Source organism: Streptomyces sp. ADMS (assembly GCF_033441795.1).
In the GTDB taxonomy this organism is placed as follows: Bacteria; Actinomycetota; Actinomycetes; order Streptomycetales; family Streptomycetaceae; genus Streptomyces.
Genome location: NZ_JAVFVX010000150.1, coordinates 1 through 14228 on the forward strand (window position 1 = coordinate 1; position 14228 = coordinate 14228).

Here is a 14228-nt window from a genome sequence, read left to right on the forward strand (position 1 = left end):
GTTCCGAAGAACGCCTGGCGTTGGGTCGACACCGCCCAGTACAAACTGACCCAGCAGGGCCAGCATCGCGCGGCTGGAGCGATCGATCTGTTGGTGTGTGCGACAGCTGTACACCACGGGCACACCGTCCTCCACGTGGACAACGACTTCGCGACGGTGGCCGGAGTGCTCAAGGAAGTTCAGCAGCGGGACGTACGAGCCTGATCTTCTAGAGCCGGTTCATGCTGTCGGTCTGCCGGTCTCTTGGCCTCTCGATGATCGACACCCCAAGTCATTGCCCCAGAACTGTGAACCTGGTCGGTCCTCTGAGCGCGGCCGCCGCACCGTCCAGATCCCCGATCCGTGCGGCAAGGGTGGCCTCCGCGAGCCGGGTCGGCAGTGCGGCGTTGAACTTGAGGCCGTTCAGCGCACGCGCATCCACTGCCGGAAGGCACAGCTGATCGGCGGCCTCCGAAACGACCTTCCTCCATTCTGCGGGCGTCGCGTCCTCCCGAAGTCGGATGCAGGTGTCTGTTGGCCTCTGGAGGGGATCGGCGATCGTGGTGAGCGTGGCGGCCAGGGTGGCGTTGGCCCGGTAGCCAGCCCAGGTCCACCAGCGCACACTGGTGTCGCGCCCGCCCCTTACGACCACCGTCCCGTCGGAGTGGACCAGTTCCGAGCTGCTCTCGCGTGCCTGGGTGAGCGCGGTCTTGGCGCGCCCGGTGAGGGCGACCGGTGGGTCGGCGCAGAGGAGCACTTCCCGTGCCGCGCGAGTCAGTTCGTACGAGGCGGTCCGGCCGGGGTCGTGTCCCGCGTCGTGGTGTAGGGGATCAAGCGTTGCGCGTTCCGGTACGAGGCCCCTGCTGATCCCCGGAGAAGCGGCGGTCCACGAGGCGTCCTGCTGAGGCGAGTTGAATACCCCAACGGGCGGAGCCACCGCCACCGACCTGCAGATTCCGACGCCTTGATCGGCTACACCACTCGGCGGGACGCGATCCCGGCCGGAACCTGCTCCTCCCCAGCGCGCCTTCTCGCCGCCGTCGACCGGTTCGACGAAGCACCGCCGCTGGGACCAGTCGATGTACTTCACCTGCTAGCTCTGTCCGGCGAGGAGCAGGTGGCGAGGACCCGCCACCTCTTCGGCCCGGTCCAGGAAGCCCTCCTCGACCAGTCCTTGGCACGTGTCCTGTCCTTGGCCCTCCGGGCTGCGACCTACTGGTTTCCAGAGGACTCAGTGATCGGGAGCCTCCGAGGTCAGGACGGCAGTTTGAAGGTGAGGGCCTGCAGCCCTCGGTCGAGGCCTACGACAAGTAGTCCCTCGAACCAGGCCACCCCCAGGGCCACGTGGCGGACGGGGGCCTCCATGACCCGCGTCGCGGTGGCCGGGTCCCACAGGCACACCGTCCTGTCGCTGCTCGCAGTGACCAGGAGCGTGCGACCAGCGTGTTCGACGGCGCAAAGGGCGTTGATCGCGCTGGTATGGCGCAGGCCGGGCTCCTCGGGGTCGTGGACACATTGCCCAGTGGCGGCATCCCAGAGCCAAGTCTCGCCGTCAATTGTCGCGGCGGCGATGACCGATTGTTTGCCGATGCGCAAGGAGCACATGGCGAGAACCGCCGTCGAGGCGCGCCATTTGTGTCCGACACGTTCGCCAGTTGTGGGATCCCACAGCTGAACCTGGCCGTCAGGCCCACCGCTGGCAGAAGCCAGAAGTTGAACTCCGTCGACATCGACGGCGCACACCCCGTACACGCCGTAGGGATGCCGCAGGGTGTGGACGGTCTCCGTCGTTTCGGGATCCCACACGAGCACGGTGCAGTCGGCGCCAGCACTGGCGAGGAGCGTGCGTCCGGCTACCGTCAGAGAGCAGATGGCGTGAACAGCAGCCGTGTGTACCCGGTACTCTCCGAACACATCCGCGGATCCCAGGTCCCACAGAACGACGGAATGGTCATCGTCGGCAGCGGCCACGAGGGTGCGACCGTCGACGACCAGTGGACACAGGGCACGCACGCAGTCGCTCGGGCCATCCAAAGACCGTTCGGCTTGGCCTGTGACAACGTCTCGCACCTGCACTCCGTCATCGCCGCCGGTCACCAGGACCGTGCGTCCGTCCACGGACACCGCGCACACCGCGTGAACGCAATGAGCTTCCTTGACCTGCGCCCTTGCCGGGTCCCAGAGGCGCACCGTGTGATCGAGGCCACCGCTCGCGAGGAACGTACGTTCGTGAACGGGGAGCGTGCACAGTGCTCCGATATCGTCGCTGTGCCCACGCAGGGTGACGACGGAGTCGTCAGAAGCGGCATCCCACAGCTGTATGGCATCGCCTGTCGTGTAGGCGAGCAGCGACTGCCCTTCCACCACCAGCGGGCACAGCCTGAGCACCGGCTCCGCACGGCGACTGAGGGCACGCACGGATTCTCCTGTCACGGGGTCCCATAGCCGTACGGTCGCATCCGAGCTGCCAGTGGCCAGCAGTACGTGACCGCCGACCTCGATCGCGCACACGGCGTTGATCGCGTCTTTGTGCCCGGTCAGCACGCGCATCGGTGTCTCACTGGAGAGCGGGTTCCAGAGGTGCGCAGTCGCGTCGACGCCGGCCGAGACGAGCAGGTCACCGTGGGGCGACGGGATGCTGCACACGGCGTTGACCCAGTCGGTGTGCCCCGTGATCACCCGTACGCAATCTCCAGTCGCGGGATCCCAGAGACGTACGGTCTTGTCCGCACTGGCGGTGGCCAGATAGGTACTGTCCCCGGCCTGAAGTTGGCAGAGGTCGTACACGGTGCTGTCATGTCCCGTTAGAGCAAGAAGTTGCCCGGCACCGGTCCCTGCCGCCGGATCCCACAAGCGCACCACGTCTCCGGTGCCGAGGGCCAGGTGCGGGCGATTGTCGATTGTGCAGTTCCACAGCGACCTGACCCCGCCGAATTGAGGCTGCAGGACTCGTGTCACCCGGGCCAGAACCGGATCCCACAGACGCAGAGTGCCGTCCTCGGCCGCGCTGGCGAGCACGGAACGTCCCTTGACGACGAGGCCGCCCACGGCACGGACTTCTTCCGTGTGCCCCTCAAGGACCGCCTCCTCTGCCTGCGGAGTGACCAGCGCCCACGCGGCCCGATAGAGGCTGTCGGCCGCGTGCTCCTGATAGGTACGGCCGAGCCCTTCCTGGGCTTCGGTGACGCTGAACAGCGCCGCACGCTCCGTAGGCCCGGCAACGATGGCCAGAGGCGTCTGACGCAGAATCAGCGCAGTTCCTTGCCCCTCGGGTGTCTGCGCTGGCCCCACCACGGGGATCAGCCGGCGCAGGTCGGCGTGGAGGGGGTATGTCATGTCGGCGAGCAGTTCGTCCACGACCCGGCCATGCAGCGCGTGCCGCGGCAGCGAACGCAGGAGGTACGCAGGTGCGTTCTCCCAGCCGCTGGTCTGTCCGTGGGCGATGAAGGCGCGAGCGAGAGCCCGCTCGTCTTCCTCCGCGGCTCCGTTTTCAACGCGGGGCTGCTTGAGCGCGTCGTCGAGTGCCTGGTGGAAGAGACGGAAGACCCCGGCGTTCTGGTCGTTGACACCAGTCTCGATCAGGAAGTTGGCCGCCGCGGAACGCGCGAACGCGCGCAGATGGTTCTCCGTCGGGCAGGTGCCGTGCAGCGCCGTGATTGCGACGCTCCAGAGGGCGAGCGGTAGGCCCGGGGCTTCGGCGTAGGCGAGCGCAGTGAGTACCGTTTCCGCGGCAATGCCGTCGATCGAGGGCAGCCGTGCCAGGTATTCGTGCAGCGCCGCGGCCACCGTGGGGTTGAACGAGATGTCCGCCGGGGCCGCCGCGACTGTGTCACGTAATCCGCGGGTACGTGAGGTCAGTCCCGCCACCAGGAAGTTGCCATCGGCCAACCGGGCGATGCGGGCAGCGACGGGGCGGGCCACACGGTCGTCGGCGTAGGGGTTGCCCGGTCTCTCATCACCGAGCAGTTGCAGTGTTGCCTGCGCGTACGCCGCGAGATCGGCTTCCTCGAAGTAGGCGGGGTTGTCCAGGTCGATCACGCGTGCGGCATCACCGAAGGCGGCGAGCAGGTCTCCCTCATCATCTCGGCGCCTGCTGCCGACGATGACGCGTACGTGCAGGTCCGCGCATGTTTCGGCGAGGGGAACGGCGATCTGGCGGGCGATAATCCGAGCCTGCTTGGCGCTGGTGGCCTCGTCGAGCGCGTCGATGACGATGGTGAAGGGTGCCCCTGAGGCATCGGTGAGCGCCGCACGCAGGCTGGGAGCGAGATCGCCCACAGCTTGCGGAATCGCCGCAGATGCGGCGCGGGCAATCTCACGGGCGACTTCGAGCGCGATCTTTCCCTTGGCATGGACGGCGCAGGACACCGAACCCAGAGGGGCGCGTACGGCGTCGTCCGCCTGGGGCAGAGTCGCAGCGATGGCGGTGTCGGCGGACGTCACGATCCGCCCGAGCACGGCCGACTTTCCCACCCCGGGGGATCCTGTGACCACCAGTACATGCCTGGGCGCCTCATCGACGGTGGTCCACTCGACGATCTTGGTCAGGGCCGCGGTGCGACCGCGAAACCGGAAACCCCGCTCCGCGTCCGTGCTGACGCCGCGCGCCCGCGGCTTCCAGTGCCGCCCGGCCTCGGGGTCGTCCTCCAGGGTCCAGCCCCAGGCGGCGAGTGCGCCTTCACCTGCGTCTTGAGCCGACCACTCCGCCAGGGCGGACAACTTCTCGTCAGGAAGGCACTTGTCCGCCTGGAACAGCGTCAGCGCAAGGGCGTCGCCACGGCTGTTCGCCTGGCCCACCATCCCGACCACTGCCTGATAGGTCGGCGACCACAGGGCGGCGCCGCTGTAGCCGGGGCGCACCAAATACCGCGAGGCGGTGTCCAGCCGGATCCAGCCGTGAGCCAGCTTCTCTCCTACCTCTCCGTCGGAGGAACTGCCGAAGACGTCGTCGGGGAAACCGAAGGACCACCAGGGCTCGCCCACGAGGTCTCCTGCGGTGGGACGACGCAAAGGTGCCGCCGACTCGCCGGTAACGCTGTCTGCGAGCACCAGGATCGCGACGTCCTGTGTGTGTCGCTTACTTTTCGGGTTCGGGGCGATCACCTCACTCACCCGTAGCCGCCGGTCCATGAGTTGGTCGGACTTGGGAAAGGCCACCCACAGAGCGGCTCCCTTGTCCCACGAGGGACAGGCGACATGGGCACAGGTCATCACGCGCCGGCTGTCGATGAGGAACCCGGATCCCAAGGGAAGGTTGTCGTACTCGTCGGCGTGCACCGCCGCGACCCAAGGGTCGTTGCCCGGGCGCGGACCGGTGACCGAGGACGCGTTCACGGGCTGTCGGGGGCCGCGTTCGAAGTCTCGCCCGGTCGCCAGACCAGGGTGATCTCGAAGTTCGCCTCGGTGGCGGCCTTGGCCACCAACCACTGCGCAGTCCCGGTCGCCTTCACACCGAACTTGACCTCCACCTCGGCGGGGCGCACCTCCCGCACTTGGTCCAGGACAGCGCGTGCGGCCTCCACGGCTGGCCGCACGGCTTCGCGGACCCTGCCTACCACTTCCTCCGCCCCCACCGGTCGGAAGGTGTCCGTCTCCTCGATCTCGAATCGCACCACGGTCTCGTCGTCAAGTGCGTAAGAGACCTGCCGTGTTGACACGCTAACTCCCCCTGTCTGCCGCTCGGTTGACTGGCATTGTGCCCTTCGGGCCGACCTCTGGGCGAATCGTGGGAGGGGGTCGGCCCGCCGTCGAGCCTGAGCCCCCGATCAGGCGTACTCCAACTGCCCTCCACGTTCGTACATGTCCGCTTTCGGCAGCTTCTCAGGTCGGCTGCCAGGGGGATGTCGTTGCCTTTGTGGCGCTGTGCGTGAGTGCTGCGCAACGTCTGGATCACAGGCGTGCTGCCGCGGCCCGAGCTGAGCGCAGGGGAGACGGCCCGTTCTGGAAACGGCTCAGAGGGGACCGACTGCACAGGGGGCACGAGCGAACAGGACGGATGAGTCCTGGACCGGACCATCCCGATCTCCTGACCACTCGCCACGATCTCGCGGTGATGCAAGGACTGGTAGGAAATCCGACCGCCGCAGTGAAGGCTCTCGGAGAGCTGCTCAAGGATGAGGTACGGATCCTTGGCCCCGATCACTCTGACACTCAGACAGCGCAATACAGCTTGGAACAGTGGCGCAGGATGGCAGTCGCGACCCTTGGGATGACAGTCGTTCCTAGCCGCGAGATCGACTGTCATCCCGGCAAAGGACGGGGCGGGGCCCACCTACGCCGGAAGGCGAATCCGCTGTTGGCGGTTTGAGGCCCACGCCCGAGCTGGGGTGATCGTCTCGCGCCCAGTTTGGCTTGTCCTTCCGGGACGCGTTCGGGACGCAGGTTGGACACAAGGATCGGAAAAGACAGACAAGGGCCGAGGAGGAGTGAGGTACCGAAACTCGCCTGACCTGGGAAAACGGCCAAGATTGGCAGTGATCGACAAGAGTCGCCAAGATTCTCAAAGGACTCATAATCCGTCGGCCGTGGGTTCGAGTCCCACCCGCCCCACTTCGGCAGGCCTTTGACCTGCGGAAACGTTCATTTTTGGGTGTCGGAGTGTCAACTTTGCCTGGACGGACTGAATCCGCTGCTCGTGGGTTTGGGGTCCGGTGGTGGTCGGGGGAGCTCCAACCCGTCTGACCTGCGGCGGAGTATGTGTTCGAGGTTGTCGCTTGCCGTCCGGACGGCTGACCTGAGCCTCGATGCCAAGATCCAGGGGCCGGACAGGGGCCGGGACGGTGCAGCCGTGTCCAGGCCGACGGTGTCCACAGCCCGTTTGTTGTCCCGATAGCCGGTTGCGCGGCATGGGCTGCTATCCACAGCGCGGCCAGTCGAGTACCGAGAAGAGCGGGGAGAGCTGCCGCATTGTGAGGTTCGTCGGCCAATGCGCGGCCACGGGCAGCCCCGGTCCGCTGGCGGCAGACACCACGGACGTCCACCACCGGGGCGTTCCCGTCCCGCTCCGCCGGCGGAGCGGGACGCCTTCGACAGCAGGTGTGGCCTACTCCAGCGGCTTCTCATCGCGGAAGCGCCGCAGCACGTTGCCTGTGATCCTCGCAATGTTGTTGTCGTACCCGTTGTGGGAAAGCGACCCGGTCCAGGCGATGGATCCGACCGAGAAGAATCCGCCGCCGCCCTCCAGCGCGCAGTAGACCATGTCCGAGCGGACTGCCGGCTGCTCGGTTCCGCCCATCCCCGGGAGCATCTCGAAGATCTCCTCGGTCACCAGCAGGTAGCTGTCGGAGAAGGGCCCGGAGGTGGCCAGGATCAGGGTTCCGGGCGGCGAGCCGAGCGCAGGGTTCCAACAGTCGATCTCGGAGCCGGCCGCGCCGCCACCGATGATGCCGAAGTCTCCCAGGAGCTCGTTCTCGCCGTCGAACTCGTCGGGCACAAGCCGGAAGTCCTCCACCACACCTTGGAACTCGGGCCCGGTGACGCCCCGGACGGGCGCGTTGGTGCAGCGGCCGTGCAGCGCGTGCGGCCCTTCGTCGGCCACGTCCCATAGCAACAGCCCGTCGGGGCGTCGGCTGCGGCCGAAGTGCCAGGCAGCCACCGGCTCGCGCGCCGTGGAGGCGTCGGCGGTGGCGCGTTCGATACGGATGCCGCCGATCTTCCCGTTGAACGCGGTTGCCGCGAGCAGCCGGTCACCGTCCGCGCGAGCAAGCGCGCCGATACGGAACGGCATCGAGGAAGCCGTCCAGACCGCCGAGGCGGTTGCGTTCGCTTGCTCGGGTACGGCGGCTGAGGCGGCCGGTGACACCCGGTCCGCGCAGTGCTCCAGCGGGGTCTGCCGCAGGGTGATCTGCCCCGCAGACCGTGGCAGTTCGACTTCGAGCCGGTACCACTGGTGGGCCGTCAGCTCCTGTTCCAGGGTGAGGGTCCGTCGCTGGCCGCCCTCGCTCCATACGAAGGACGGCTTGCCGTCGTCGAGCAGCAGGGCCCAGCCGGTCATGGTCGCCTCGTCCCAGGTGCCCATGACCGCCTGGCGCTCGCCGGTGAAGCCGACCGAGCTCTGGCTGACCCGGTAGGCGCCCAGGCTCCCCGAGCGGTTGTCGCGCGGAAGCGTCGGGAAGACGGCGGCGCGGATGACCAGCGCGTCGGGGTTCGCCAGCAGGCCGTTGGGGTCGGGGACTTCGACGTAGGAGCCGGGTTGGCAGGCGTAGTACTGCCCCGGGTATGTCCCGTCGATGGTGGAGGGAACCTCGGCCTCCAGGAAGCCCGGCCCCGCCTGCCCGTCGTAGCCGTGTCGCAGGCGCACCAGGGCGGCGTCGTAGGTCGGCGGGCCTGCACAGCTGATGTGGAACGACAGTTGCTCGCCGGGACGTGCGGAGAAGCGGTCGGTGTAGCCGAAGACGTTCTGGGTCGTCGTGCGGCCGCTGGGGAGTGGCATGACCCTCCTCGTTTCTTTCTAGTTCTGCAGTTCCGCGACACGCGCGGTGAAGATGTACCGCATGGCGTCTTCGTAGTCCTGGAAGGACTGCTGGGTCAGGAGCAGGTTGCCCGGCATGCCCAGGACGATCTGCGCCACGCGCCAGGGGCCGTCGGGGCCTTCGGAGAAGATGATGTGCTTGCCCGAGACGGGCAGGCTGCGCAGCGCCCGCAACACGCGTTGCGTGCGGTCGTCGTGCGGTCCCAGCGGAGCCGCGTCATGGGCAGCGACGACCTCGTCGGTGCACTCCTTGCGCAGGCGCTCTCCGCTACGCAGACGGAACACTTCGAGCAGCTCGGCCGAGCGGTCTGCACTGGTGCGCATCAGTTCACCTCCTGCTGCTGGGACACCGTTGCGGTGCGGCGGGACAAGGACGATGGGCTCACAGGAGGGTGCCTTTCTTATGTGAAGGGGCTCGCGAGCGCCGGGCGGCGGCTGGGCCTGCGCCTGAGGGTGACGGTGTCTCGGGCCGAGGCCGAGCGCCGCCCGGCGGTGAGCGGGAGCGCGGTCAGGCGTCGGAGTCGCCGAGCGAACGGCCGGTGAGCTTGAAGTACGCCGCCACGCCGAGGCCGATGACGAGCCAGCACGAGCCGACGATCTTGGCGTGGGGATCCGCGTTCCACAGCGCGACCAGGAGGAGCGCGGCGCCGAGGATCGGGGAGACCCAGTGGACGAAGAAGCGGCGGCTGCGGCCTCGGACGACGAAGTGGGTGAAGACACTGACGTGGAGGAGGACGTAGGCGGTGATCGCGCCGAAGGTCACCAGGGTGATCAGCAGTCCCGACTGTTCCACGCCGAGGATGCCGACTCCCACCGACAGGAGCGCGATGAAGATCATCGCGTTCAGAGGGACCTGGTGCCTGTCACTGACCCGCGACAGGAACTTCGGCAACTGCCCGTCGCGGGCCATGCTGAAGACAAGGCGCGCTGAGGTGGCGTTGGAGGCGATGGTGTTGGCGAAGATCGCGATCAGGGCGGCGGTCAGCAGGAGGACCGTCTTGAACCAGCCCGCCATGGCCGTGCCCACCACGTTGTAGAAGGCGTTGTTGACCGCATCGCCGTCGGCGAAGGTCGTCCCGCTCGGGACCAGGATGCCCGCCACGAAGACCTGCACGACGAACAGCGCGGTCACCTGGTAGAGGACGATCATGGTGGCCCTGGAGACGGTCTTTCCGCCGCCCTCGGCCTCCTCGTTCAGTGTCGAGATCGCGTCGAAGCCGATGTAGCTCAGCGCGGCGACGGGAACCGCACCGAGGATCAGTGACCATGAGCCGCCGTCGGCGGGGACGAACGGGTTGAGCGACAGATGGGCGCGGCCCTGGAGGATGAGCACGGCTGCCCAGGCCAGGACACGGCCAGCACGACCAGCTGGATGTAGAGGAAGATCTTGTTCATCGTCGCGGTGACACTGATGCCCATGATGTTGATCAGGGCGGTCGCGGCGACGAAGATCACCACCCAGATCCAGGTGGGCACCGAGGACACCACTCCGGTCATCGCGCTGGCAGCGAAGACGCACAGCAGCGCGGGCAGCAGCAGATAGTCGAGCAGGATGGCCCACCCGGAGACAAACCCGAGGAAGCGGTTGCTGCCCATCCGCACGTAGCTGTAGACCGAGCCGGCCACCGGGAACCGGACCGCCATCTCCTTGTAGCTGATGGCACTGAACAGCATCGCGATCGCGGCGACCGTGTAGACCGCGGCGACGGCGCCGGCAGACATGTTGTAGACGACGCCGAACACCGCGACGGGCGCGAGCGGCACCATGTAGATCAGGCCGTATATGACGACGTCGGCCAGGCTGAGCGTGCGGGCGAGCTCCTGCTCGTAACCGAGTTCGTGCAGCCGGTCGCGGTCGCCATCTGTGCCGCCGGGTCTTTCGGACACTGTCTGCGGAGCTTCTGGAGCGTTCAAGGCCAGGCCTCCTGAGGGATGAACGAGCCCCGGTCGGCAGTCGGCGCGGTGGGCGTCGACAGCGGGGTAGGACACGGGGTCGGCAGCAGCCGGCTCGGCGGGTGGGGACCGCTTTTGGAGCGGGCTTCTCTTCACCTCGAATATGGCCCTCGGCCACCTTGCGCCTCAATACGCATTCCTACCGACAGCGGCGGTCAGCGGTCCAGGTACAGAATGCCTTCACGCAGCGCCGACGCCACCGCGCCGGCCCGCGACGGCTGTCCCATCTTGTGGAGGATCCGTTCCACGTGCGTGGTCACCGTGCGCAGGGCGACGTCTCGCTGCGATGCCAGCTGTTGGTTCGAGAACCCCGCCGCCATCCCGTTCAGGATGTCGTACTCGCGCGGCGAGAGAGAATGGGGCAGGCTGGCCGTCGGCAGTTCCTGCACCAGTACGGCCGGTTCCGGCCGTCCCAGCGGATCGGCCACCTTCAGGACCTGCAGCGCGAGCCACCCTTCGCTCGACGCCCGCAGCCCAGTGGCGGCGACCTGCGGCGAGGCCATGAAGCGATGCAGGAAGCCGGTGAAACCGGGCTGCGTGGGCGCGCGCGCCGGGGCGCACGACTCGACGGCCCAGGCACGGCCGGTATGGTCGATCAAGGTGGCGTTCGCTTCCGCGGGTATGGCACACCTGGTGGTCTGCCGTCGAGCCACGTCGCACATCTGAGCCAGCGCGGGTGCCAGGGCCTCAAGGAGCTCGGCCGCGTCATCCCGGAACGCGCCGCGCGCCGCCGCGGAAAAATGCAGCATGCCCGTGTACACGCCGCCGCCAGAGGAGAGGCATGCGGTCATGCCGTCTTGGAAGCCGGCAGGTCCGAGCACCTCTCGGTACATCGGGGACAGCCGGTAGTCACCCGGCATGTCGTCGATCCGCATCGGCAGATGCCGCTCCCGGACCGGCCGGTTCTCCGCGCTCGCCGCATAACGGTCACCCAGTGCGGCAACTGTCTCATCGCCGTAGGTGACCGCGGCGAGCACGCGGTGCGCACGGGCCGCCGGGTCCCAGAGCAAGAGGGCACCGGCGTCGTGATGAGTCACCGGCTCGAGCAGCCTCAATACCGTCATCGCGGCCTCGTGCCGGTCACGGGCTCCGGCTGCATAGGCAGCCTCGGCCAGGACCCGGGTGTGGGATGGCTTCATCAGCGGATCCCTCTCGAAGCTGGGCTACCCCACCTCACGATAGCAACGTCTTCTCGGGCTCTGAGGATGAGAGCTGCGGTCGCGGTTGCACATCGCGCTCGCGGTGACCGCCTGAGGAGAGGAGTCGGCCGACCTTGCTCTGCGGGTGGGCGACGCTGCTGACTGTCACCCAGCCATGCGCGGATTTCATTGCTGTCCGGACGGTTCCTGCCGCGAGAACCACTCCCTCAATATGACTTCAGTGGTGTATGCTGTCAGGGTAATAAAATTGCAGATGGGGGCGTATGTATGGCTTGGAAGATCGTCGTAGTCGAGCCAGCCCTTTCGTGGCTTCACGGCCTGCGCCGTACTGACCGCGACACCCTGATTCAGGTCAGCCAGGCTGTCACTGCCCTTCAGGAGGAAGGGCCCGCTGGGTCGGCCTCTGGTGGACACGATCAAGGGCTCGGCGCTGTCTAACCTCAAGGAGCTCCGCCCCGGCTCGGCAGGGGCCACGGAAGTGCGGTTGTTGTTCGTGTTCGACCCGGACCGCCAGGCCGTGATCCTGGTCGGCGGTGACAAGGCGGGCAACTGGTCCGGCTGGTACCGCGTCGCGGTGCCCCAAGCGGAGCAGGCATACGCGGAGCATCTGAAGCGAATCGATGGAGAGGACGGGGCACGATGACTGATCACCTCAAGGACCCGCAGGCCGTCTCCTGGGGAGACCTGGCCGAGGATTTCGCTTTCACCGATGCCGAAAAGGACCAGATCCAGAAGGGGGCGCAGGCGATGGTCCTGGCCTCCCGTGTGCACCGCCTCGCCGAGTTGCGGAAGCGGCAGCATACGACACAGGTGCAGGTTGCCGAAGCCATGGGTGTCACCCAGGCCCGCGTATCGCGCATCGAGAAGGGTCAACTGGAGCGCAGTGAGGTCGACACCCTCGCTGCCTACGTCAAGGCGCTCGGCGGCAAGCTGAAGATCGTCGCTGACTTCGGTGATGAGACCTACGTCCTCGGCTGACCCGATCGACAGGCTTTGACCCAGGTTCATGCGCAGTCCCGTGGGCAAGCTCGCCTCTTGACGTCAGGGACGATGCTCCGCCCCGGGGCCAGGGGTGGAGCATCGTCGCGTTGGTAAGAGAATCCGCTGCGCGAAGGTTCTATCGCGTCAATTGAGCTGGAGGGACGTCCAGGATTCCGTATTCGGCAGGTCTCTCGCGGAGGGGTAGGGACCACAAAGGGACCGCAAGGACAGGAACCAACCGACAAGGGCCGCGCAAGGCTGACAGAGATGCACACGCCTGACCTGCGAGAACGGCGTGAATCGGCATTGATCGGCAAGGGCCGCCAAGATCCTCAAAGGACTCATAATCCGTCGGCCGTGGGTTCGAGTCCCACCCGCCCCACCTGCGCAGGCTCTGACCTGCTGAAACGTTCGTTTTTGGGTGTCGGGGCGTCAACTTTGCCTGGACGGACTGGATCCGCTGCTCGCGTCTTCGCGAGCCGATGTGGCCTCCGTCGGCTGTTGCTTCCCTGACCTGCATAGATGCACGCCAACGCACTCCTGGCGAGCCCGGTTCTGGTCGGCTTTGCTGCGACGGCGCCATGGTTTGAGGCCGTCCTGAGGCCGCCGGTATCGCGAAAACGTCCGGGAGGGGGTGACCTGTGACCAGCCGTCTGCGTGGGTCTCCGTGTTCGAAGTGGAGATCATCTGGGCCTGTGGCCTCGTAAGGAGCGCGTCTGGCGATGGCGGGTAGGCGTCAAGGAACTGCCCCAAGAGGAAACGGCCCCTGGAGTAGTCGACTTCCTGGTTTAGGGCCTCACGGTTTCGGTTGGGCAGGTAGCCGGGCGGTTGCCGGCGGGCCTCGTTCAGCTGGTCGGATGACAGCGGACTACCGATTGCCGGTAGCCGGCTGTGTTCCGATGCCCGTCCACCGCCCCTGAGGCCCGCCGTCGCGATCTTTGTCGATCCGCTGGGAGGGACGTCTCAACTTGGTGGGCTGGTCGCCAATACGGCCCTCGTCGTGATCGGCACCGCCTTGAGGGCGCCGTGGACGGGCTTGGAGGTGGCGTGCGGGAGTCCACAGGGGTGGCCGGACGTGCGACTCCGGCGGTGTTGCGGAGATCCGTGAGGCGTTCGCGTCTCGTTGTTCGGTGCATGTGTGCCGGGGTCATCGGGGTGCGCGAGATCAGACTGGCAGGGCAAAAGGAGAGGCATCGAGTGCTTCTGCGGGGGCGGGTTCGCTGTTGTGCTGGGTGAGGGTGCGTAGACGGATGGCGTAGGCGCGGCGTTGAGTGTCGGCTATGGGGTAATTCGTGTCGGCGTCGGGCAGGCCCCGCTGGTCCGTCCCGTGGCGGGAAGCGGCCCGGTGGGAGTGCCCCCAACATCCTGCGCGCTCCCCAGGAGCGGTCTGCTCGTGATCGGTGGTCGCCGAATGTTGGTGATGTATGCTGTTTGCATACATCGTGGATGTTGGAGGTGTCCGGTGTCCGTCACGCAGATTGATCTCGACGACGAGGCGCTGGCCGAGGCCATGCGGCTCATGGGTGTCACGACGAAGAAGGAGACCGTCAACGCGGCCCTTCGGGACTATGTGGCGCGGATCAAGAGGCTTGAGGCTGCGGAGAAGCTGGCCGCGCGAGGTGCGCGTGGCGAGTTCGAGCAGGCCGCGGCGGCGCATGACGCGGAGAAGCGTGCGCGACGCGAGG

General features: G+C 67.0%; 11 protein-coding genes and 1 pseudogene. 4 read left to right on the top strand and 8 right to left on the bottom strand.

What is annotated here, in order from left to right; all coding sequences use genetic code 11:
* Window positions 1–204 (top strand): annotated as a pseudogene (locus tag RB628_RS36310) (VapC toxin family PIN domain ribonuclease); the annotation flags it as partial.
* Between the two features lie 67 nt (window positions 205–271).
* Here the strand turns inward: RB628_RS36310 and RB628_RS36315 are convergent.
* From RB628_RS36315 to RB628_RS36350, 8 genes are all read right to left on the bottom strand, one after another.
* A complete protein-coding gene (locus RB628_RS36315; protein ID WP_318324903.1) occupies window positions 272–916 on the bottom strand; it encodes a hypothetical protein in 645 nt (214 codons plus the stop codon).
* A gap of 317 nt (window positions 917–1233) precedes the next feature.
* Window positions 1234–5313 (bottom strand): AAA family ATPase, encoded by a 4080-nt coding sequence (locus RB628_RS36320; RefSeq protein WP_318324904.1) that lies wholly within the window; start codon window positions 5311–5313, stop codon window positions 1234–1236.
* The gene (locus RB628_RS36325; RefSeq protein ID WP_266564994.1) at window positions 5310–5636 is read right to left on the bottom strand and encodes a CU044_2847 family protein; all 327 of its coding nucleotides are present in this window, start codon (window positions 5634–5636) and stop codon (window positions 5310–5312) included. Before RB628_RS36325 ends, RB628_RS36320 begins: the two co-directional genes overlap by 4 nt.
* A gap of 1385 nt (window positions 5637–7021) precedes the next feature.
* Entirely contained in the window at window positions 7022–8410 is a 1389-nt protein-coding gene (locus tag RB628_RS36330; protein WP_318324905.1) for a N,N-dimethylformamidase beta subunit family domain-containing protein, read from the bottom strand.
* An 18-nt stretch (window positions 8411–8428) separates the two neighbouring features.
* Window positions 8429–8773: a hypothetical protein gene (locus tag RB628_RS36335; RefSeq protein WP_318324906.1), complete on the bottom strand. Its 345-nt coding sequence runs from the start codon at window positions 8771–8773 to the stop codon at window positions 8429–8431.
* A gap of 184 nt (window positions 8774–8957) precedes the next feature.
* Window positions 8958–9782, bottom strand: a complete 825-nt coding sequence (locus tag RB628_RS36340; protein WP_318324907.1) for an APC family permease — start codon at window positions 9780–9782, stop codon at window positions 8958–8960.
* Window positions 9707–10336: an APC family permease gene (locus RB628_RS36345; RefSeq protein ID WP_318324908.1), complete on the bottom strand. Its 630-nt coding sequence runs from the start codon at window positions 10334–10336 to the stop codon at window positions 9707–9709. The genes RB628_RS36340 and RB628_RS36345 overlap by 76 nt, the downstream gene beginning before the upstream one ends.
* 221 nt (window positions 10337–10557) lie before the next feature.
* On the bottom strand, window positions 10558–11541 hold the full coding sequence (locus tag RB628_RS36350) for a helix-turn-helix transcriptional regulator (protein ID WP_318324909.1): 984 nt from the start codon (window positions 11539–11541) through the stop codon (window positions 10558–10560).
* Window positions 11542–11968: 427 nt separating this feature from the next.
* Here RB628_RS36350 and RB628_RS42790 point away from each other — a divergent pair, with 427 nt between their 5' ends.
* The 3 genes from RB628_RS42790 to RB628_RS36365 form a co-directional block, all read left to right on the top strand.
* Window positions 11969–12205, top strand: a complete 237-nt coding sequence (locus RB628_RS42790; RefSeq protein WP_381264500.1) for a type II toxin-antitoxin system RelE/ParE family toxin — start codon at window positions 11969–11971, stop codon at window positions 12203–12205.
* Window positions 12202–12540 (top strand): helix-turn-helix domain-containing protein, encoded by a 339-nt coding sequence (locus tag RB628_RS36360; RefSeq protein ID WP_079662454.1) that lies wholly within the window; start codon window positions 12202–12204, stop codon window positions 12538–12540. Before RB628_RS42790 ends, RB628_RS36360 begins: the two co-directional genes overlap by 4 nt.
* A 1465-nt stretch (window positions 12541–14005) precedes the next feature.
* The coding region (locus RB628_RS36365; protein WP_318324910.1) for a type II toxin-antitoxin system VapB family antitoxin at window positions 14006–14228 on the top strand (223 nt) is incomplete at its 3' end.